Here is a 21436-nt window from a genome sequence, read left to right on the forward strand (position 1 = left end):
CGCCGGACCCGACTGGTCGGCGGCGCCCGCCGCCGGGGGCGGCAGCGCACCGGGCGCGGGCGACCGGCCGTACATCTACCTCGAAGGCGGGCCCGGCGCCGTCCTGGAGGACAAGCTGTCGGTCACCAACAAGGGCGAGCGCCCCCGCACCGTCCGGCTGCGCGCCGCCGACGGCGGCCGTATCGCGCTCGCCGAACAGCGGGTGACGGTGCCGCCCCGCACCCGCGCCGACATCCCCTTCACCGTCACCGTCCCCTCCGACGCGGCGCCCGGCGAACGTCCCGGCGCGGTCATGGTCTCCTCCGGCGGCCGCGAGATCGCGGTCCGGCTGCGGCTGCGGATCAGCGGTGCGACATTGTCCGCCCTCGCCGTGGAGGACGTGACGATCCAGGGCCGCGGCGACCGGGCGGCCATCCGCTACGCCCTCGTCAACCGCGGCAACACCGTGCTCACCCCGCGGCTGGCCGTACGCGCCGACGGGCTCTTCGGCCAGGTGCTGCGCCGGGACCCGCGCACCCTGCCGGTCGAGCTGCCGCCGGGCAAACGGGTGCGGCTCACCGAGAACTGGCCGCATCCGCCCGCCCTGGACTCGGTGGACGTGCGGCTCACGGTCACCGCGGGCGGGGGCGCACACGCCACGGCGACCGCCGGATACACCGCCGTCCCCTGGTGGCTGCTCGCCCCCGCGGCGGCGGTTCTGGTGGGCGCGGGCACCGGCGGAGGCGTCTGGCTGCTGCGCAGACGACGGCGCCGACCCCGCACCCCGCGACCGCAGCCACCGCCGCAACCGCAGCGCACAGGGGCAGGAGCGACCACGTGAACGCACGCCAATTCGCAGGCACCCCGGCCCGGCCCGCCGCCGTGGTCACCGTGCTCGCCCTGGTCCTCCTCGCCCTCGGTGCGCCCCTTACGGGCGGCGCCAAGGCGGCCGAGGGCCCGACCGCGAAGGTCTCCCGGGCCGAGGCGGGCACGGGCGGCACGGTGACCGTGACCGGCGCCCGATGGCGGCCGCGTGCCCTGCTGACCCTGCTCATCTGCGGCCAGAACATGATCGGCGGCACCAACTCCTGTGCCAACGGCGACGGCAGGGCGGTCACCGTCGGCGCGGACGGCACCTTCACCAAGAAGCTGCCGGTCTCCGAGCCGCCCAAACCCTGCCCCTGTGTCATCCATATAGCGACCGCGACCGGTGAAGCCGCCGCCACGGACGTGGCGTTCAAGGTCGCCGGGCATCCGGTCGCGCCGCTGCCGAAGGAGCGGAGCGGAGGCGAGCGGCTGAGCGTGCTCTCGGCCCGGCTCGACGGCTCCAGCGGGCTGCTGACCTGGTTCGGTGCACCGCCGAGCCGGCGGCTCGTGGTCACCGTCGGCAATCTCGGCTCGACCCCGGCCCGCGATCCGGTCTTCGAAGTGGGCACCTCACATGGCGTCTTCGCCCCCTCCTGGGAGGAGCAGCGATGGCGGGGGACGCTCAAGCCGGGGAAGAAGACGCAGGTCAAGCTGGACGTCGAACTGTCGGCCGGGGCCCATGGCGACTATCTGGTCTCGCTGCGCTACGGAGCCAAGCTGCTCGTCGAACAGCCGTGGACGGTGGGGCGGCCCTGGGGCGTCACGCTCTTCTGGGTCCTGCTGTGCGTGGTGGTCGCGGCGACGGTCTTCCGGATCGGCATGGCCGTCGTGGACAAGGTACGGCCCCGTACGACCCGGGCCGCGCCCCCGCCCCCGCCCTCATCCCCGTCGTCCGGATCAACCGCGTCCGGACCGGCCGCGGCGAACGGGGCGCATCCGGCGCTGCCCTGGTTCACCCCCGACACGGCGCCGGAGGCACCGCCGCACCACCAGATTTCCGCACCGTCCGAGGAGATCCGATCGACTCCGAAAGGAACCACCTGAGATGCGACGAAGAGTGAGTGCGGCCACCGTCGCGCTGCTGCTCGGCGGTGCGGGCGTGCTGCTCGGCGCGGGCAGCGCGGCGGGCGCCGAGGTCTCGTACAAGACCGAGTGTCTACCGCCTCCGATCTCCGGTATGCCGCCGGTGGAGGGCACCACGACCGTGGCCGTCACGGCACCGGCGACGGCCAAGGTCGGGGAGGAGGTCGAGGTGGTGTGGAAGACGGTGCAGGCCGCCTCCAAGAACCCGCCGATCCTCGACCTGGAGGCCAACACCATCCTGCCGACCGGCACCATCACGGTGGGCGGCGCACAGACCGGTGACCTGTCCATGGAGGGGCCGCGGGAGAACCCGGCGATCCCCAAGGGCGGTGAGATGAAGCTCTCCGACATGAAGGGGAAGCTGAAGCTCACGAAGGCGGGCGAGGTGACGCTGACGCCCGGTGGCTACAACATCAACGTCAGCAAGCCGCTGCCCACGGACACCAAGTGCTCGGCGAAGGAGGACGTCAAGGCCGCCGCGACCATCAAGGTGACGGACGGCGGCAGCGGTCCGGGCGGCACGACCAGCGGCACCACGAGCGGGACGACCAGCGGCACGACAAGTGGCACCACCAGCGGTACGACGAGTGGCACCACGAGCGGGACGACCAGCGGTACCACCAGTGGCACCACGAGCGGCACGACCAGTGGCACCACGAGCGGGAACACCGGTGGCGGAGGCGGCGGAGACGATTCGTACACCGGTAAGGAGGTTGAGGTCGCCTACGCCTGCAAGACCCCCATCGGCGACAAGAACGCGACCTCCCCGGTCCAGATCAACGCCACCAAGAGCGGCGGGAGCTTCGCGCTGACCGTGAAGTTCGGCAAGTCCGTGATGGACAGCCCGGCCGATATCCCCGCCGATTCGGTCAAGCCGTCGATGGCCGTCAAGGTGGGCGGTGCCGACAAGGGCACCGTCGCCGTGGCGGGGCCGACCAACAAGGGGCCCATCAAGTCCGGTGATCCGATTGAGATCCCCGACCTCACCGGCACCTACAAGCCGGGCGCGAGCGGCAAGTCGACGCTCACTCCCGGGGTGCTGACGGTCAAGGCGCTCGGTACGACCACCACCTGCACCCCGTCCAAGGACCCCGGCGCCTCGCTCGAACTGGACACCACCGGCCAGCCCGGCGGCACCACCGGCGGTGACTCGACCGGCGGTGGCACCTCCGGGGGCTCCGGGGGCTCCGGGGGCGGCACCTCGGGCAGCGGCGGCTCGGCCACCAGCGGCGGGCTCGCCGACACCGGTGCCGGCGACCACGGCGGGCTGAAGGCGCTCGCCCTGATCGCCGGTACCACCGTGCTGCTCGGCGGCGCCATCTTCACCCTCACCCCGTGGCGCAAGCTGCGCGGCACCACCCGCTGAACCGGGCAGCCACCCGGAACGGCGAAGGGCCCGGCGCGGTTTCCCGCGCCGGGTCCCTCGTATCGCTACCGAGTGCCCGCTACCGAGTGCCCGCTACGGAGTGCCCGCGTACCGCTGCGAACGTCAGTGGACGTCGGCCATCAGGGCCACGACCTTCTTCCGGTACATGAAGACCGCGAAGCCCGCGAGCGCCGCCATGGCCGCCTCCAGCGTGATCACCCCGATCCCGCTCAGATCGACCCCGGCGATGGAGAGCAGCCCCGTGACGCAGTCGCCCGCGGTCACGGCCAGGAACCACACGCCCATCATCTGGCTGGCGTACTTCGCCGGCGCCATCTTGGTGGTCACCGACAGGCCGACCGGCGAGAGGCACAGCTCGCCCATCGTCTGGACCATGTAGATCGACACCAGCCACAGCGGGCTGACCTTGGTCCCGTCCTGGGCCATCCCCATCGGCACGACGAAGACGAAGAACGAGGCGCCGATCAGGACCAGGGCCATCGCGAACTTCAGCGTGGTGTTCGGCTCCCGGTCACGCCGCGCCAGCCACAGCCACAGCCAGGCGAAGAGCGGGGCCAGCGCCATGATCATCAGCGGGTTGACCGACTGGAACCACGAGGACGGGAAGTGCAGCCCGAAGATCGTGTCCGCGGTCTTGGACTCGGCGAAGGCGGACAGCGTCGAACCGCCCTGGTCGTAGATCATCCAGAACACGGCGGCGGCCACGAAGAACCAGATGTAGCCGCTCACCTTGGTCTGTTCGACCGCCGAGAGCTCCCGGTCGCGCTTGATCCGGATGAGCACGCCGGTCGGGATGATCAGGCCCAGGATGGTGATCGGGATCAGCACCCAGTTGAGGGTCCAGCTTCCGCTGAGCACCACGCCGGTGTAGAAGACCGCGGCGACGATCAGCCAGATCATCGCCTTGCGCAGCCAGGAGCGGCGCTCCTCGGTCGCCAGCGGGGTGGGGACGACGTTGCTCTCCGGGCTCAGATGGCGGGTGCCGATCAGGAACTGGACCAGCCCCAGCGCCATGCCCAGCGCGGCGAGCGCGAAGCCCAGGTGCCAGTTGTACGACTGGCCGACGGTGCCGATGACCAACGGGGCGGCGAAGGCACCGAGGTTGATGCCGATGTAGAAGAGGGTGAAGCCGCCGTCCCGGCGCGGGTCCTGCGGCCCGTCGTAGAGCTGGCCCACCATCGTCGAGATGTTGGCCTTGATCAGACCGGAGCCGAGCGCCACCAGCGCGAGGCCGACGAAGAAGGTCGCCTGGCCGGGGACGGAGAGCGCCAGATGCCCGGCCATGACGATCCCGGACGCGATGACCACCGTCTTGCGCGGGCCCCAGACCCGGTCGCCGAACCAGCCGCCCGGCATGGCCAGCAGATAGACCATGGCCAGATAGACCGAGTAGATGGCGACCGCGTTGCCCTCGGTCAGCCCGAGTCCGCCGCCCTGCGCGCCGGACTTGGCGTCGGGGCCGCCGGAGATCAGATAGACCACCAGGAGGGCCCGCATGCCGTAGAAGCTGAACCGCTCCCACATCTCGATCATGAAGAGAGTGGCCAGGCCGCGGGGGTGGCCGAAGAAGGTTTTGCCGCCGGCAGGGGTCCCCTGCGCGGTGGCGCCCTTCGTCAGGCTGGACGCCATGGTGGTTTCCTTGCGTGCTCAGAGAGCGCTGCCGAGCGGCCGGCGCCCATGGGGGGATGGCTGAGCGACTGAGCGCCGGATGTGGTCCGGGCCGGTCGTGCCGGCCCCTTCCCCGCTCCGGACATGACAGAGACCTTTGGGTGCGTCTTCGTCACCAAAGGTCCCGGAGGAGTGCTACAGACGTTGTTTCACCATACGACACGTACTTGACACTCTTGGAGACGGTGAGAGATAGCTCACGGTGGAGGCGTGCAACCTTCCGTGCTCCGTCCGTCGCGCCGTACGCGCCCCGTGCCCCGACCTCAGCGGACTACCATCACCCCCATGACCCGAGTACTGCTCGCCGAGGATGACGCATCCATCTCGGAGCCGCTCGCCCGCGCCCTGCGCCGCGAGGGGTACGAGGTCGAGGTGCGCGAGGACGGACCCACCGCGCTCGACGCCGGTCTGCAAGGAGGCGTCGACCTGCTCGTCCTCGACCTCGGCCTGCCCGGAATGGACGGGCTCGAGGTCTGCCGTCGGCTCCGTACGGAGGGCCACGGCTTTCCGGTGCTGGTGCTCACGGCCCGCGCGGACGAGGTGGACACGGTGGTCGGCCTGGACGCCGGCGCCGACGACTACGTCACCAAGCCCTTCCGGCTCGCCGAACTGCTCGCCCGGGTCCGGGCGCTGCTGCGGCGCGGTGCCGTCGAGACACAGCAACAGCAGCCGGCCACCCATGGGGTGCGGATCGATGTCGAGTCGCACCGCGCCTGGATGGGCGACGAGGAGCTTCAGCTCACCGCCAAGGAGTTCGATCTGCTGCGCGTCCTCGTGCGGGACGCCGGGCGGGTCGTCACCCGCGATCAGCTCATGCGCGAGGTGTGGGACACCACCTGGTGGTCCTCCACCAAGACCCTCGATATGCATATCTCCTGGCTGCGCAAGAAGCTCGGTGACGATGCGGCCAACCCCCGCTATATCGCAACCGTTCGTGGCGTCGGCTTCCGATTCGAGAAAAGCTGACGAGGGCTGACACGGTGGGGCAATGCGCCGTCGTTTGATCAACTCCACGCTGGCCGTGGTGCTCGTCGTCATCGCGGTCTTCGGCCTGTCGCTGGTCATCGTCGAGACGCGGACCATCGAGAACAGTGCCCAGGAGAGCGTGAGCTCCGATGCGGTGCGCCTGGTCAGCATCGTCGACAGCAGGCTGCTGGGGGGCGAGGGGGTCACCCCCCAAGTGCTGCGCGAGCAGATCGAGCCCGGCCGCTACGCCGTGATCAGGATGCCCGACCACCGCAATGTGGAGATCGGCAAGCGCCCCACGGGCAGTGTCATCTCCGCCGAGGAGCCGGGTGAGCAGGGCGAGGTCGTACGGGTCGAGGCGTCCCGGACCACGGTGAGCCGCGAGGTCGGCCGCACCATGCTGATCATCCTCGCGGTCGCGCTGCTCGCCGTGCTCGCCGCCGTCGCCCTCGCCGTACGCCAGGCGCACCGGCTCTCCGCCCCGCTCACCGATCTCGCGGAGACCGCCGAGCGGCTGGGCTCCGGTGACCCCCGGCCGCGCCACCGGCGCTATGGGGTGCCGGAGCTGGACCGGGTCGCCGATGTCCTGGACGGGAGCGCCGAGCGCATCGCCCGGATGCTCACCGCCGAGCGGCGGCTGGCCGCCGACGCCTCGCATCAGCTCCGTACGCCGCTGACCGCGCTGTCGATGCGGCTGGAGGAGATCACGCTCACCGACGACCCGGAGACGGTCAAGGAGGAGGCGACGATCGCGCTGGGCCAGGTGGAGCGGCTCACCGACGTCGTCCAGCGGCTGCTGACCAATTCGCGCGATCCGCGCAGCGGCTCCGCGGTCGCCTTCGACCTGGACGAGGTCGTCAAGCAGCAGATCGAGGAGTGGCGCCCGGCCTCGCGCAGCGAGGGCCGCGCCATCGTGCGCTCGGGCAAGAAGGGGCTGCGCGCGGTGGGCACGCCGGGCGCGGTCGCCCAGGTACTGGCGACGCTGATCGAGAACTCGCTGATGCACGGTGACGGTACGGTCGCGTTGCGTACCCGGGTCACCGGCAACCAGGCCGTGGTGGAGGTCTCCGACGAGGGGCCGGGGGTCTCCCCGGACCTGGGGGCGCGGGTCTTCGAGCGGACGGTCAGCGGACGGAACTCCACCGGGCTCGGGCTGGCCGTCGCACGGGATCTCGCGGAGGCGGACGGCGGGCGGCTGGAGCTGCTCCAGCAGCATCCGCCGGTGTTCGCGCTCTTCCTCAGCCGGGAGGCCGACGACGCCTCGGCGGGCGCCTGAGCGGCGCCCGAGGGCCCTCGGGCGCCCCTTGCCGACCTACTGCTACTGCGGACCTACTTGCGCACCGGCTGCTTACGGGTGGCCTGGGCGGGCGGCGCGTCGGACAGGAAGGCTTCCGCGCGCACGACGGCGTCCCGGGCGGGCAGTGTCCGGAACACCCAGGTCCGGTAGGACCAGAAGCGGAAGAGGGTGCCCAGGCCGATGCCGAGGAACTTGAACACATTGCTCTGAAGTGAGCTGTCCCACCCGAAGCCATAGGTGGCGGCGTAGAGCACCCCGTTCTCGATGATCAGGCCGATGGCGCTGAACAGCAGAAAGAGGCTGAGCTCCTTGGTGCGGCCCTGCTTGTCGCGGTCCCGGTAGGTGAAGTAGCGGTATCCCACGTAGTTGAAGCCGGTGGCGACCACCGTGGCCACGATGCTGGCCCGCACCACCGGCAGTTCGGTGACGCTGCGGACCAGGTTGAACACCGCGAGATTGACGAAGACGCCGGCACCGCCGACCACCCCGAACTTCGCGATCTCGCGAGCCAGTTGCCCCATCTGGGCGCGCAGCCCGCCGAGTGTGCTCCGTTCACTCATGGTGATCGTTCAGCCCCGTTCCGTCGGCGTCGTCCATCCCACCATGCTAACCAGCGGCCGCGCCCCGCGCCCTTCAGGCCGCGGTCGGGTGTCCGGCGGGTATGTCTGGAGGTTCCTCCAACGCAGGTCAGGGCCGGTCGGCGGAGGAAGTTACCCTGGGAGGGTGACATTTCCGGTAGTCGGCATGGTCGGTGGCGGCCAGCTCGCCCGTATGACCCATGAGGCGGGCATCCCCCTCGGCATCAGGTTCAAGCTGCTCAGTGACACCCCCCAGGATTCGGCGGCCCAGGTGGTCAGCGATGTCGTCATCGGCGACTACCGCGACCTGGGCGTTCTTCGTGCCTTCGCACAAGGCTGTGATGTGGTCACCTTCGACCACGAGCATGTCCCGGCGGAGCATCTGCGCGCCCTGGAAGCGGATGGCGTGGTCATCCGCCCCGGAGTCGAGGCGCTGCTGCACGCCCAGGACAAGGGTGTGATGCGCGAGCGGCTGAGCCGGGCCGGGGTGCCGTGCCCCCGCCACCGCATCGTGGCCGACCCCGAGGACGTCTCGCGGTTCGCGGCGGAAGCGGGGGAGGGCGACGGATTCCCGGTCGTCCTCAAGACGGTGCGCGGCGGTTACGACGGCAAGGGCGTCTGGGTCGTCCGCGACGTGACGGAGGCGGCCGAGCCGTTCCGCGCGGGGGTGCCCGTCCTCGCCGAGGAGATGGTCGACTTCGCCCGCGAGCTGGCCGCCAACGTCGTACGGTCCCCGCACGGCCAGGCCGTGGCCTATCCCGTCGTGGAGTCGATCCAGGTGGGCGGGGTCTGCGACACCGTGATCGCCCCGGCCCCCGGCCTCTCCGAGGAGCTCTCCGGTACGGCGCAGGAGATGGCGTTGAAGATCGCGGCGGAGCTGGGCGTGGTCGGCCATCTCGCGGTCGAGCTGTTCGAGACCCGCGACGGCCGGCTGCTGGTCAACGAGTTGGCGATGCGCCCCCACAACTCCGGTCACTGGACCCAGGACGGCGCCGTCACCTCCCAGTTCGCCAACCATGTGCGGGCCGTACTGGACCTCCCGCTCGGCGATCCGCGGCCGCGCGCGACATGGACCGTGATGACCAATGTGCTCGGCGGCGACTACCCCGATATGTACGGCGCGTATCTGCACTGCATGGCGCGCGACCCGGCGCTCAAGATTCATATGTATGGCAAGGACGTGAAGCCCGGGCGCAAGGTCGGCCACGTCAACACCTATGGCGACGACCTGGCCGATGTGCGCGAGCGCGGCCGGCACGCCGCCGACTACCTCCGAGGGACCATCACCGAATGAGCGCTCCTGTGATCGGCATCGTCATGGGCTCCGACTCCGACTGGCCCGTCATGGAAGAAGCGGCCAAGGCCCTCGACGAGTTCGAGGTCCCGTACGAGGTGGATGTCGTCTCGGCCCACCGCATGCCGCGCGAGATGGTCGCCTACGGGGAGAACGCGGCGTCCCGCGGCCTCAAGGCCATCATCGCGGGCGCGGGCGGCGCCGCCCACCTCCCGGGCATGCTCGCCTCCGTCACCCCGCTGCCGGTCATCGGGGTGCCCGTACCGCTGAAGTACCTCGACGGCATGGACTCCCTGCTGTCGATCGTCCAGATGCCCGCGGGCGTCCCGGTCGCCACCGTCTCCATCGGCGGCGCCCGCAACGCGGGCCTGCTGGCGGCCCGAATCCTGGCCGCACACGACCCCGGACTCCAGGCGCGCATGCGCGAGTTCCAGGACGAACTCAACGCCCAGGCCACGGAGAAGGGGAAGCGCCTGCGGGCGAAGGTGGACGGGGCGGGTTCGTTCGGCTTCGGCCACTGAGCCCATTCCAGCCCCGCCGGGTAACTCCAGCCCCGCCGGGTAACTCCAGCCCCGCCGGGTAACTCCAGCCCCTCCGGCGTTTGAGGAGCGGGGTCCGGGGCGGAGCCCCGGCGGGGGCCCGGGGGCGGAGCCCCCAAGGCGCCCCCACCGCACACGCACCGCGCCCCAACACGTGACTTCGACCCCGTCGCATACGAAACTACGGGCATGACTGATCACCTCGCGCAAGCCCACGACCTGCTGGCCGCCCACCCCGTCGTAGACGGCCACAACGACTTCCCCTGGGCCCTGCGCGAGCAGGTCCGCTACGACCTGGACCAGCGCGACATGGCCGCCGACCTCACCCAGCACACCCACACCGACATCCCCCGCCTCCGCGCGGGCGGCGTAGGCGCCCAGTTCTGGTCGGTGTACGTGCGCTCGGACTTCAGCGGTGACACCGCCGTCAGCGCCACCCTCGAACAGATCGACGTCGTCCGCCGCTTCACCGACCGCTACGCGACCGACCTGCGCCCCGCCCGCACCGCCGACGACATGGAGGCGGCGCGGACCGAGGGCCGCATCGCCTCCCTCATGGGCGCCGAGGGCGGCCACAGCATCAACTGCTCGCTGGCCACCCTGCGCACCCTGTACGACCTCGGCGTGCGGTATATGACGCTCACCCACAACGACAACGTCCCGTGGGCCGACTCGGCGACCGACGAGCCGAAGGCGCATGGCCTCACCCGCTTCGGCGAGGAGGTGGTGCGCGAGATGAACCGCCTGGGCATGCTCGTCGACCTCTCCCATGTCTCGGCCGACACCATGCGTGACGCGCTCCGGGTGACCGAGGCGCCCGTGGTCTTCTCGCACTCCTCCGCGCGCGCCGTCTGCGACCATCCGCGCAATATCCCCGACGATGTGCTGGGGCTGCTGCCCGCCAACGGGGGCGTGGCGATGGTCACCTTCGTCCCCAAGTTCGTCCTGCCCGAGGCGGTCGCCTGGACCAAGGCGGCGGACGAGAACATGCGCGCCCACGGAATGCATCCGCTGGAGATGACGTCCGCCGGGATAACGGTCCAGCGCGCCTTCGAGGAGGCCAACCCGCGTCCCCTGGCGACCGTGTCGACCGTCGCCGACCACCTCGACCATATGCGCGAGGTGGCGGGCATCGACCACATCGGCATCGGCGGCGACTTCGACGGCACCGCCTTCACCCCCGAGGGCCTCACCGATGTCGCGGGCTATCCGAACCTGATCGCCGAGCTTCTCGACCGCCGCTGGTCACCGGCCGACCTCGCCAAGCTGACCTGGCAGAACGCGGTCCGTACGCTGCGCGGCGCCGAGGACGTGGCGCGCACCGCGCAGAGCACCCGAGGCCCGTCCCTCGCGACCATCGACCAACTGGACGGCGCGGCCACCGCCTGACGCACCACCGCCTGACGCACCACCGCCCGGCGCACCACCCCCGGCGCACCGAGCGGCGAGCGCAACACCCCATCTGAGGCACCAACAGCCGCTTTAGCGGCTCTTGGTGCCTTTGCGATGCCTTGATGCATCGTTCACGCAATTCTCCTCTTCCCCGTTGCCCTCTGGGCGAGAGAGTCGAAGTGGTCTGACGATCTCTCACGCACTCAACGGGAAAGAGGCGTTATGCCCGACTTCACCCGCCGTAGACTTCTCGGTGCCGCCGCCGGCTCGCTCGGTGTGGGCGCGGCGGCGTCGCTGTTGCCGCCGAGTGTGCAGCAGGCGATAGCCGCCGGACCGGCCAAGGGCGGCTCCCTCCACGACATCGAGCACGTCGTCCTGCTGATGCAGGAGAACCGCTCGTTCGACCACTACTTCGGCACCCTCAAGGGAGTGCGCGGTTTCGCCGACCCGGACGCCCTGACCCTCTCCACCGGCAAGTCCGTCTTCTACCAGCCGGACGCGGAGAACCCGGACGGCTATCTGCTCCCGTTCCATCTGGACACCCACTCCACCAGCGCCCAGGCGATCCCCTCCACCAGCCACGCCTGGTCGGTGCAGCACGAGGCGTGGAACAAGGGCGCCATGGACAAGTGGCTGCCCGCGCACCGTAAGGCCGACGGCAAGAACGGCCCGTACGTCATGGGCTATCACACCCGTGCGGACATCCCGTTCCACTTCGCGCTCGCCGAGGCGTTCACGATCTGCGACAACTACTTCTGCTCGGTCTTCGGCCCCACCTGGCCCAACCGGCTGTACTGGATGACGGGCACCATCGACCCGGCGGGCCGCAAGGGCGGTCCGGTCCTGGACAACACCGCCCCGCAGCCGTACCGCTGGACGACCTACGCCGAACGCCTCCAGCAGGCGGGCGTGAGCTGGAAGGTGTACCAGGAGGAGGACGACTACGGCTGCAATCTGCTGGAGCAGTTCCAGCGGTTCCGGGACGCTAAGCCGGGCGATCCGCTGCACGACCGCGGCATGGTGGTCAGCCCCGCCGGGACGTTCGAGGAGGACGCCCGCAGCGACCGGCTGCCGACCGTCTCCTGGATCATCCCCACCAGCACCCAGTCCGAGCACCCGGACTATCTGCCCGCCGCCGGCGCCGACTACGTGGCCTCGAAGATCGAGGCCATCGCGGCCAACCCGGAGGTCTGGCGCAAGACCGTCTTCATCCTCAACTACGACGAGAACGACGGCCTGTTCGACCATGTCCCGCCGCCCACCCCCAAGCAGGGGACCGTGGACGAGTTCGTGGGCGGCCTGCCCATCGGCGGCGGCTTCCGGGTGCCCTGTCTGATCGTCTCGCCGTGGACGGTGGGCGGCTGGGCCGCGGGCCAGGCGTTCGACCACACCTCGGTGCTCCAGTTCCTGGAGCGGCTGACCGGGGTCGAGGAGCCGAACATCAGCCAGTGGCGCCGCCGCACCTTCGGCGACCTCACCTCGGCCTTCGGCTTCTCGCATGCCGCGCCGAAGCCGCCGAAGCTGCCGGACGACACGGCCGAGCAACTGGAGCAGGCCAAGAAGGACGTCGAGAACCTTCCCGAGCCGACCCTGCCGGGCGCCGACCAGAAGCCCCCGCGGCAGGAACGCGGCCACCGCCCCCGCCGCTGAAACCGACCCGACGCCACTGCCCCCACCGGAGCCCGTCCGGTGGGGGCAGTGGCCCAGGGCGAACGGCTACGCCAGCGGGCGCCCCAGCGCGCGGTAGGTCCAGCCGGCCTCGCGCCAGTGGTCGGGGTCCAGGGCGTTGCGCCCGTCCAGGATGCGGCGCTCGGCGACGACGCTGCCCAGCGCCGCCGGGTCCAGCTCGCGGAACTCGCGCCACTCGGTGAGATGCAGCACCGCATGGGCGCCCTGCGCCGCCTCGGCCGCCGTGGCCGCGTAGGCGAGGGTCGGGAAGAGGGCCCGGGCGTTCTCCATGCCCTTGGGGTCGAAGACGGTGACCTGGGCGCCCTGGAGCTGTATCTGACCGGCCACGTTGAGTGCGGGGGAGTCCCGGACGTCGTCCGAGTCCGGCTTGAAGGTCGCGCCCAGCACGGCGACCCGCTTGCCCAGGAAGCTGCCGCCGACGGCCTCGCGGGCCAGCTCGACCATATGGCCGCGGCGCCGCATATTGATCGAGTCGACCTCGCGGAGGAAGGTCAGCGCCTGGTCGGCGCCCAGCTCACCGGCGCGCGCCATGAAGGCCCGGATGTCCTTGGGCAGACAGCCGCCGCCGAAGCCGATCCCGGCCCGCAGGAACTTGCTTCCGATGCGCTCGTCGTAGCCGATGGCCTCGGCGAGCTTGACCACATCGCCGCCCGCCGCCTCGCATACCTCGGCCATGGCGTTGATGAAGGAGATCTTCGTCGCCAGGAAGGAGTTGGCCGCGACCTTCACCAGCTCGGCGGTCGGGAAGTCGGTCACCACGAAGGGCGAGCCCTCGGCGATGGGCGTCTCGTACACCTCGCGGAGCAGCTTCTCGGCCCGGTCGCCGGCGACGCCGACCACGATCCGGTCCGGGTGCAGGGTGTCCTGGACGGCGAATCCCTCGCGCAGGAACTCCGGGTTCCAGGCCAGCTCCGCGTCCGCCCCCACCGGGGCCAGCTCGGCCAGCCGGGCCGCGAGCAGGTCGGCGCTGCCGACCGGCACCGTGGACTTGCCCACGACCAGTGCGGGGCGGCGCAGATGCGGGGCGAGCGAGTCCACCGCGGCGTTGACGTAACTCATGTCACAGGCGTACTCGCCGTGCTTCTGCGGGGTGTTCACACAGATGAAGTGGATGTCGCCGAACTCCCCGGCCTCCTCGTAGGAGGTGGTGAAGCGCAGCCGCCCGGTGGCGCCCTCGATGCCCGCGACATGGCGCCGCAGCAGGTCCTCGAGGCCGGGCTCGTACATCGGCACCCGGCCCTCGGTGAGCATCGCGATCTTCTCGGGCACGATGTCGAGGCCGAGCACCTCGAAGCCCAGTTCCGCCATGGCCGCTGCGTGGGTGGCGCCGAGGTAGCCGGTGCCGATCACAGTGATCTTGAGGGCCATGCAGTGCTCCAGAACGGTCGATCGCAGATGCGGTGCCTGAGCATAGTCGGGACCACGGGACGGGCTCAGCGACTCTGTCGGGTAACTCACGTATACGTACCGGGCCGTCGCCCCTAGAATTCAGTTACTTAACGGTAGTTAGCACTCTTGGGGAGTGAGAGGCTTGGCGTCCTCGGTGAACGACTTCGACCTGTACCGGCCGTCCGAGGAGCATGACATGCTCCGGGACGCCGTCCGCTCTCTCGCCGAGGCGAAGATAGCCCCCTTCGCGGCAGAGGTCGACGAGGGGGCCCGCTTCCCCCAGGAGGCGCTCGACGCCCTGGTCGCGAACGATCTGCACGCGGTGCACGTCCCCGAGTCCTACGGCGGCTCCGGCGCGGACGCGCTGGCCACCGTGATCGTCATCGAGGAGGTCGCCCGGGTCTGCGCCTCGTCCTCGCTGATCCCCGCGGTCAACAAGCTGGGCTCGCTGCCGGTCATCCTCTCCGCCTCCGAGGAGCTGAAGAAGAAGTACCTGGCGCCGCTCGCCAAGGGCGACGCGATGTTCTCGTACTGCCTCTCCGAGCCGGACGCGGGCTCGGACGCGGCGGGGATGAAGACCAAGGCGGTGCGCGACGGCGACTCCTACGTCCTCAACGGCGTCAAGCGCTGGATCACCAACGCCGGGGTCTCCGAGTACTACACGGTGATGGCCGTCACCGACCCCGAGAAGCGCTCCAAGGGCATCTCCGCCTTCGTCGTCGAGAAGTCCGACCCGGGCGTCTCCTTCGGCGCCCCGGAGAAGAAGCTCGGCATCAAGGGCTCCCCGACCCGTGAGGTCTATCTCGACAACGTCCGCATCCCCGCCGACCGCATGATCGGCGAAGAGGGCACCGGCTTCGCCACCGCCATGAAGACCCTCGACCACACCCGGATCACCATCGCCGCGCAGGCCCTCGGCATCGCCCAGGGCGCCCTGGACTACGCCAAGGGGTACGTCCAGGAGCGCAAGCAGTTCGGCAAGCCGATCGGCGACTTCCAGGGCGTCCAGTTCATGCTCGCCGACATGGCCATGAAGCTGGAGGCCGCCCGGCAGCTCACCTACGCGGCGGCGGCCAAGTCCGAGCGGGTCTCCGCCGGCGGCGGCAAGGAGGACCTGACGTTCTTCGGCGCCGCGGCCAAGTGCTACGCCTCGGATGCCGCGATGGAGATCACCACGGACGCCGTCCAGCTTCTCGGCGGCTACGGCTACACCCGTGACTACCCGCTCGAGCGGATGATGCGCGACGCCAAGATCACGCAGATTTATGAAGGCACCAACCAGGTCCAGCGCATTGTGATGGCGCGCAACCTTCCGTAGAGCCTTTGTCACGGGTCAGCGCCCCAGGGCGGCTTTGCCGCCCTGGGGCGCTGGGCGGCTTTGCCGTCCGCCGTGGGGCAGGCGATCGAAGGCGTCAGACGCCTTGATGCCTTGGACCGATCTATTTGCGCGTCAGAGGCTGTTTCGGTGTTCCTCGAGGGAAGCTCACCGTGCACGCTATCGGTCGTCCACTCCCGCTCAACCTGCCTTCGTAAGCTCGTCGTTGAGCGTCCCCTTGTTGATCGCCAAGCGGTGGCGTGAGCAATCACGCGGCAAGAAGGGACAGGCCAGTGACAACGGTCACGGAAGCGCAGACGATGACACCCCGATTCCTGTGGCTGGACCTGACACGGAAGTGCCAGCTCCGCTGCACGCACTGCTACAACTCATCCGGGCCCGACGGTACCCACGGCGCCATGCCCCGTGACGACTGGATCAGCGTTCTGGACCAGGCCGCATGCCTGGGCGTCCGCAGCGTTCAGTTCATCGGCGGCGAGCCGACCATGCACCCTCACGCCGCCGTCCTTGCCGAGCACGCGCTGGCCCTCGGCCTGCACGTCGAGATCTTCAGCAATCTCGTCCACATCACGGCGAAGTGGTGGACGTTCCTCCAGTGCGAAGGGGCCAGCCTTGCCACGTCGTACTACTCAGACCAGGCTGCGCACCACAATGCGATGACCGGCCGCCCCAGCCATGCCCGGACGCGGGGGAACATCGCGAAAGCCGTTCGACTGGGCATCCCGCTGCGTGTAGGTGTCATCGGCGATAGCGAGGAGACCATCGACGCGTCCCGGCGTGATCTTGAGTCCTTGGGCGTGGCGAGGATCGGTGTGGATCACGTTCGCCCCTTCGGGCGGGGTGGGCAGGACCAGGAGTCGGACGCATCTGGGCTCTGCGGCCGGTGCGGTTCCGGCAGGGCTGCCATCGGCCCTGGCGGCGAGGTTTCCCCGTGTGTCTTCTCTGGTTGGATGAGCGTGGGGAACGTTCAGGAAGACGCCTTGGCCGATATCCTCGGCGGCGCCGCCATGGCCGAGGCGAACGCGGCGATCCGCAGCGCGGTCCGCACTCGGCCCGAGTTCCAATGCGAGCCGAAAAGGTGCTACCCCGACCACAGCCCTTGTTACCCTGCTCAAACTCCCTGCAACCCCCAAGGGCAAGTGCCTCCCGCATGCAGCCCTGATGATCAGGAATGCAGCCCAGGCACTCCGTCTACGTACTGCAACCCAAGGAGATAGCGCCCTGATGACTCTCGATCCCGGTCCCGGGTTCAGGGCGTTGATCAGGCCGTACACGGGCCAGGTGACCTGTATCGGTCCGCCTGACGGGCACGGGTTCAGCACGGATCTCCTTGCCGTCGTCGAATGCGAGAACGGGCCCTTCTTCGTCAAGGCGATGAAGAACCGCCCCGGTGGCCGGCGTGATCAGATGGTGCGGGAGAAGGTGATCAACCCGTTCGTTCGATCGGTCGCCCCGGCCCTGCTCTGGTCAGCTGAAAACGAGGAATGGATCGTCCTCGGGTTCGAGATGGTCAAGGGACGAGAGACCGACTTCAAGCCTGCCTCAGCAGACCTGCCGGAGGTTGTGGATCTTCTCAATCGCATCCACGACATGGAGCTTCCGAGGGTCGTCCGGGACTGGACAGAGACCCGGTGGGACTGGTTCGCCGACAGGGGCGCTCCAGCGCTGTTCCGGGGCGACACGCTACTCCACGCGGATATCAACCCGAGCAATCTGCTCATCGGCCAGCGGTCCTGGGTCGTGGACTGGTCTTGGCCGACCAGAGGCGCGGCGTTCATCGATCCGGCCATGCTCGTGGTGCAGCTCGTTGCCGCCGACCACACCCCGGAGAGTGCCGAGTCGTGGGCGTCCGCATGCGCGGCCTGGGTGAACGCCGACCCCGAGGCCATCGACGCCTTCGCGGTGGCCTACGCCCGTATGAACCGCCACAGGGCCCTTCGGAGGCCCGGAGAGCGGTGGCTGGCTGCCATGGCTGAGGCAACCGAGGCGTGGGCCACACACCGAGGCGTGTACCTGTGAACCACGTGATCGGCGGCGGCTCGTGGCCTGTGGGGACGGGTAAGTGAGCACGGGGAAATCCTGGAGGACGCCCTCTAAAGTCGTCGTGGCGAGGCTACCTGACGAGGGGGTCGGGGGCGATGCTCCGAGCGCGCTCGTAGAGGGCCTGAGCTGCTCGATTCTTGAGGTAAGGGCGAATGCGAGAATACATATTCGAAATACTTCGGTCGCATTGGCCTGATTGGACTTGCGGATAGATGTCCACGACTTTCTTCCATGTGGCGCATGCGACTTCGAGGTGGCCAACCTCTAGCTGCCGCTCAGCAAGCATGGACAGATAACGGATCCGGTTCCGGCGAAATGACTGGTGTCGTAGCTTATCGGATTCCTCAAGTGCCTCGATGGAGCCACGAACATCGCTCAATTCGTACCGCACCTGACCAATGTGATACGTGAGCGATGATGGATTATATGAGCCGAACGTTTTCGATCGGGATTCGGCCTTCTCCATGGCGACCTCTGCTTCTTTGAGGTGCCTAAAGGCGTTATTGCGCTCCCCGAGCTGTGCGGCAGCGTGTGCCTGTTGTCCAGCAAGGAAGGCCCGCATTCTCGGCCCCGCGTTGGGGGAAGCAGCGGCAGCGGAATTCGCTAGTTTCATAGCTTCTCGGCCGTGCCCGATATCAACCGCTTGAACGCTCATGCCTCGCAGCGTAGTGCAGAAAGTCAGGTGATCCTCTGAGGCTCCAGCCAACTCCAAAGCCTTCAAGTAATACTTCTGAGCCAGTCCGTGAACCCCTTCATCCACAGCCATATACCCGGTGAGGTAACACAGGTCCGACGCAGCCGACATCATCGCTTTACGGACTTCTTCTGTGGCGTCGGCCCGGAGGTACGGAGCCACCGTATTGACAAGGAAAGCTGCGGCCATGGGTCGCGCATGGCGGCCGCCGAACTGATCATCAAGCTCTGAGATCCGTTCGGTCATGGCCACGACCGTATGGACATCAGGCATCCCTATGTGCTGCACTCGCCCTGTCTGAATGGCTTCCATGCGGCCCACAACGTCCGGCCAGTTGGGTACCGTCAGCGCGACAGAGAAGAGGCTCACGCCAAGGACACTGCGGCGCGAGGGGTCCATGTCCTGCCTCCCCAAGTCGATCAACGCCTCAACGGTACCCAGGCGTGCGTTCGACTCGTCGGCAGGCAGGGGGAACCCTGCCTCAGCGTGCGTGATCGGGCGGCCCAGCTTGCGGGCGAACGCCTCCAGGATCAGCGGTCGGGCAGCCTCTTTCGGCATGTGCCCCCGAAGCCACTGATGAGCGGACGGCTCCCGGTACTTCTGCGGTGTTCCGCGTTCCGTGCCGATGCGGTTGACCTCCTGTGCGAGCTGCCGCAGCGTCCACCCGGTCTCTCGGAACAGCCGTTCCAGGCCCTTGTTCGGCTCCCGCTCACTCACTCGGCGCTCAACTCCTCAGCTAAAGCAGGCGCTTAAAGCTCTTAAAAACCGCCGTTCTCGCCACGGTACCGCGATGCGTAGCGGAGCGGTTGCCTAGAGCGAGAAGGACCCCCGCGACCGTGCGACCGGTCCGGGGGCGTGGTCAACGCTGAAGAGGAGCGTCAACCTGAGAGAGCGTATCGCCCGATCCATGGAACGGTGGGGACGAAGGTTATTCCCCGTCCCTGGGCGCCATCGGACGACCGATGCCTCAAAGCCCACACCGGCACGCGTCGCCGACGGACCAGCGTGCGGAGACCCTGAAGAAGAAGATCGACAAGCACCTTGGGCGCGGAGGGCAGACCCGATGACCTCATGCGCCACGTGCACCCGGCTGAAGCAGGAGAAGGCCAAGGCCGAGGAAGCCGGTGACTATCGGCTGGCCGCCGATCTTGAACTGAAGATCCGGCACCATCCGGACGGTCACACGATGCCTCCGTTCGGCCCTCGATGGGGGTGGATCGGGTGAACGAGCCGACACCGTACAACGGGCCGCAACCGGGCGAGGAGGCTTACGACGCTGCCGCAGAGCGCACGGGCATCCTCCAAGCCATCTGTGACGTCGATGAACTCGCCTTCGACCACCGCATGCCGGGCCCACTCGTCGCGTTCCTCCGCCGCCAGAGGGGCGGACAGGAGTGGATGACCGACTCCAGGAACCTCCAGTTCCCCGAGGCAGCACGACCGCACCCCAACCCCGGCGACACATAGTCGCCTTGACGCATCCCATGACTCCACCCGCCGGACGGTGTTGATCCCCGCCCGGTGGGTGGGTGAGCCCCCGCCCCGATCGTTCGCAACAGGAAGGGCCAGCGGTCGGGGCGGGTCAGCAAGTGCCGTGCACCACTCGAACCAGGGAGAGAACACAGCAATGACAGCAGTAGCGAACGACCAGCGGACCGGCCGCTCACTGGTCAGCGAAGAGTTATTCGGCAGCCTCGCTCACTTCATGGCCACCCACAACGGGCAGACCCCGGAGCGGGCCGAGCGCATCGCCGACCAGGCGGTTGCGTTCCTCGCCACCGTGGCCACCGCCACCGTGCCCATGGTCCCGTCGGACGACGTGGACATGGGACTGCACGCCTTCATCCTGCACACCAAGGCGTACGCGGAGTTCTGCGACCAGCACGCCGGGCGCTTCCTGAACCACAACCCCGCCCCCGGCGGCGGCGGTCGCACCCTGGAAGCCGTCGCCACCACGGCGCATGCCATGAAAACGGCGGGCTTCATGGTCTTCGATGACCTGTGGACCGTGAACGGTGAGAGCGCCGCGCAGTGTGACTCGGACTGCGGACGGGACTACAGGGCCAACTGACCGCCTGTAATGTCCGGCCGATGACGTGAAGCGGGACCGGCTCTCACAGAGGGCCGGTCCCGCCTCTGGGAGGAGTTGCGCTGTGATCCATTCGGGGCCGTACGAACTACCGGGTAGCGTGCTCGACACGCTTACGCCCGTGTCGAAGCGACAGGTACTGAACCGTCGTGGATCAACCGTTTGGGAGATCACTACAGACGGAGGCAGACATGCCGCAAAGGTCGGGTATCCAAGCGCGACGCATGCATGGACGGCCTTAGCTCCTGCCCGTGAGGGCACCATCTTGCAGCAGCTCAGCCCCGGAGGGGTGAGTTACGGCGACTGGGAGCACGGCACCTGGAACATCCAGCCCTGGCACCAGGGCGAGAGCCTGTATGACCTGTGGCAGCCGCACCGCGCCGAGGGGGCCTCATCAGAGCCCGATCTAGGCGAAGCGCTGTCGTGTGCGGAAGCCGTGGCCGCACTGCATGCCACAGGGTGGGCCCACGGAGACGTCCAACCCGCGCACTTGATCATCAGCCCCGAGGGAACGGCACTCATTGATCTCGCCCTGGCTCACGGCGGCGACATCCCCGCCGCGTACGACTTCGGCTATCGGGGCTGTCTCGTCCACTACGAGGGCCCCGAGATCTCCCGGAGCGTGCTGGAGACCGGTACGGCCACCCCGACCTTGGCGGCGGACGTCTACGCCCTTGGTGCCTCGCTCTTCATCAGCGCGACCGGACTGCGCCACGTGGCGTACCCCGACGACGCCAGCCGCAAGGATCAGCGGCAAGCCATCGTGGACGGACCGCACCGCCCAGTGAAGGTGCCCGGAGTGCTCGGCAAGCTCATCGAAGCCATGCTCAGCCCCGATCCTGCCGACCGGCCCACGAGTGCCGAAGTCTGCAAGGAACTGAGCAGCGGACACTGAGCCCCTTGATCCGCCCCGCCCACCAGGTGCAGCGCATCGTGATGGCGCGCAACCTTCCGTAATCCTCCGGGACGGACGAGCGGCGCCGGGCCCGATCGGGCCCGGCGCCGCTCGTCCGTCCCGGAGGATTACGGAAGGTTGCGCGCCATCACGATGCGCTGCACCTGGTGGGCGGGGCGGATCAAGGGGCTCAGTGTCCGCTGCTCAGTTCCTTGCAGACTTCGGCACTCGTGGGCCGGTCGGCAGGATCG

General features: G+C 68.8%; 20 protein-coding genes. 16 read left to right on the forward strand and 4 right to left on the reverse strand.

Translation table 11 applies throughout. From position 1 onward, the window contains the following. The 3 genes from KN815_RS26955 to KN815_RS26965 all read left to right on the forward strand — a co-directional run. On the forward strand, window positions 1–820 hold an 820-nt coding region (locus KN815_RS26955; RefSeq protein WP_216344505.1), incomplete at its 5' end, for a COG1470 family protein. Next, window positions 817–1890, forward strand: coding sequence for a hypothetical protein (locus tag KN815_RS26960; protein ID WP_216344506.1), 1074 nt, complete (start codon window positions 817–819; stop codon window positions 1888–1890). The genes KN815_RS26955 and KN815_RS26960, both read left to right, overlap by 4 nt. A gap of 1 nt (window position 1891) precedes the next feature. Continuing rightward, a complete protein-coding gene (locus tag KN815_RS26965; protein WP_216344507.1) occupies window positions 1892–3295 on the forward strand; it encodes a hypothetical protein in 1404 nt (467 codons plus the stop codon). A 123-nt stretch (window positions 3296–3418) separates the two neighbouring features. Here the strand turns inward: KN815_RS26965 and KN815_RS26970 are convergent, their stop codons facing one another. Next, window positions 3419–4945: a peptide MFS transporter gene (locus tag KN815_RS26970; RefSeq protein ID WP_216344508.1), complete on the reverse strand. Its 1527-nt coding sequence runs from the start codon at window positions 4943–4945 to the stop codon at window positions 3419–3421. Window positions 4946–5269: 324 nt separating this feature from the next. Here KN815_RS26970 and KN815_RS26975 point away from each other — a divergent pair, with 324 nt between their 5' ends. Next, complete coding sequence (locus KN815_RS26975) at window positions 5270–5950, forward strand: response regulator transcription factor (RefSeq protein ID WP_014061218.1); 681 nt, start codon at window positions 5270–5272, stop codon at window positions 5948–5950. A 22-nt stretch (window positions 5951–5972) separates the two neighbouring features. Beyond that, a complete protein-coding gene (locus tag KN815_RS26980; protein ID WP_216344509.1) occupies window positions 5973–7226 on the forward strand; it encodes a sensor histidine kinase in 1254 nt (417 codons plus the stop codon). A gap of 53 nt (window positions 7227–7279) precedes the next feature. Here the strand turns inward: KN815_RS26980 and KN815_RS26985 are convergent, their stop codons facing one another. Next, the gene (locus tag KN815_RS26985) at window positions 7280–7807 is read right to left on the reverse strand and encodes a GtrA family protein (RefSeq protein WP_059145136.1); all 528 of its coding nucleotides are present in this window, start codon (window positions 7805–7807) and stop codon (window positions 7280–7282) included. A gap of 43 nt (window positions 7808–7850) precedes the next feature. On the opposite strand from KN815_RS26985, the gene KN815_RS26990 reads away from it, so the two are divergent. The 4 genes from KN815_RS26990 to KN815_RS27005 all read left to right on the forward strand — a co-directional run bounded on the left by KN815_RS26990 (window position 7851) and on the right by KN815_RS27005 (window position 12700). Next, window positions 7851–9119 carry a 5-(carboxyamino)imidazole ribonucleotide synthase gene (locus KN815_RS26990; protein ID WP_301184649.1) on the forward strand — a complete coding sequence of 423 codons (1269 nt, stop codon included), beginning with the start codon at window positions 7851–7853 and terminating at the stop codon, window positions 9117–9119. Beyond that, window positions 9116–9640 (forward strand): 5-(carboxyamino)imidazole ribonucleotide mutase, encoded by a 525-nt coding sequence (gene purE, locus KN815_RS26995; RefSeq protein ID WP_216344511.1) that lies wholly within the window; start codon window positions 9116–9118, stop codon window positions 9638–9640. Before KN815_RS26990 ends, purE begins: the two co-directional genes overlap by 4 nt. A gap of 207 nt (window positions 9641–9847) precedes the next feature. Then, window positions 9848–11047 (forward strand): dipeptidase, encoded by a 1200-nt coding sequence (locus KN815_RS27000; RefSeq protein ID WP_216344512.1) that lies wholly within the window; start codon window positions 9848–9850, stop codon window positions 11045–11047. 225 nt (window positions 11048–11272) lie between these two features. Then, on the forward strand, window positions 11273–12700 hold the full coding sequence (locus KN815_RS27005; RefSeq protein WP_216344513.1) for an alkaline phosphatase family protein: 1428 nt from the start codon (window positions 11273–11275) through the stop codon (window positions 12698–12700). A 66-nt stretch (window positions 12701–12766) separates the two neighbouring features. Here KN815_RS27005 and KN815_RS27010 read toward each other — a convergent pair whose 3' ends face one another. Then, window positions 12767–14107, reverse strand: coding sequence for a UDP-glucose dehydrogenase family protein (locus KN815_RS27010; protein WP_216344514.1), 1341 nt, complete (start codon window positions 14105–14107; stop codon window positions 12767–12769). 163 nt (window positions 14108–14270) lie between these two features. On the opposite strand from KN815_RS27010, the gene KN815_RS27015 reads away from it, so the two are divergent. The 3 genes from KN815_RS27015 to KN815_RS27025 all read left to right on the forward strand — a co-directional run bounded on the left by KN815_RS27015 (window position 14271) and on the right by KN815_RS27025 (window position 17483). Beyond that, entirely contained in the window at window positions 14271–15446 is a 1176-nt protein-coding gene (locus KN815_RS27015; RefSeq protein ID WP_301184648.1) for an acyl-CoA dehydrogenase, read from the forward strand. A 317-nt stretch (window positions 15447–15763) separates the two neighbouring features. Continuing rightward, window positions 15764–16681 (forward strand): radical SAM/SPASM domain-containing protein, encoded by a 918-nt coding sequence (locus KN815_RS27020; RefSeq protein WP_216344521.1) that lies wholly within the window; start codon window positions 15764–15766, stop codon window positions 16679–16681. Window positions 16682–16688: 7 nt separating this feature from the next. After that, entirely contained in the window at window positions 16689–17483 is a 795-nt protein-coding gene (locus KN815_RS27025) for a protein kinase family protein (protein ID WP_216344515.1), read from the forward strand. 94 nt (window positions 17484–17577) lie between these two features. Here KN815_RS27025 and KN815_RS27030 read toward each other — a convergent pair whose 3' ends face one another. Next, window positions 17578–18918: a tetratricopeptide repeat protein gene (locus KN815_RS27030; protein ID WP_216344516.1), complete on the reverse strand. Its 1341-nt coding sequence runs from the start codon at window positions 18916–18918 to the stop codon at window positions 17578–17580. Window positions 18919–19264: 346 nt separating this feature from the next. Here KN815_RS27030 and KN815_RS27035 point away from each other — a divergent pair, with 346 nt between their 5' ends. The 4 genes from KN815_RS27035 to KN815_RS27050 all read left to right on the forward strand — a co-directional run bounded on the left by KN815_RS27035 (window position 19265) and on the right by KN815_RS27050 (window position 21185). Beyond that, window positions 19265–19426 (forward strand): hypothetical protein, encoded by a 162-nt coding sequence (locus KN815_RS27035; protein ID WP_216344517.1) that lies wholly within the window; start codon window positions 19265–19267, stop codon window positions 19424–19426. After that, on the forward strand, window positions 19423–19668 hold the full coding sequence (locus tag KN815_RS27040) for a hypothetical protein (RefSeq protein WP_253209270.1): 246 nt from the start codon (window positions 19423–19425) through the stop codon (window positions 19666–19668). The genes KN815_RS27035 and KN815_RS27040 overlap by 4 nt, the downstream gene beginning before the upstream one ends. A 160-nt stretch (window positions 19669–19828) precedes the next feature. After that, window positions 19829–20272: a glycine-rich domain-containing protein gene (locus tag KN815_RS27045; RefSeq protein WP_216344519.1), complete on the forward strand. Its 444-nt coding sequence runs from the start codon at window positions 19829–19831 to the stop codon at window positions 20270–20272. A 283-nt stretch (window positions 20273–20555) separates the two neighbouring features. Further along, window positions 20556–21185 carry a protein kinase family protein gene (locus KN815_RS27050; RefSeq protein ID WP_308403678.1) on the forward strand — a complete coding sequence of 210 codons (630 nt, stop codon included), beginning with the start codon at window positions 20556–20558 and terminating at the stop codon, window positions 21183–21185. The last annotated feature ends 251 nt before the right edge of the window (window positions 21186–21436 follow it).

The sequence above is a fragment of the Streptomyces niphimycinicus genome, assembly GCF_018883605.1.
GTDB classification, from domain to species: domain Bacteria; phylum Actinomycetota; class Actinomycetes; order Streptomycetales; family Streptomycetaceae; genus Streptomyces; species Streptomyces niphimycinicus.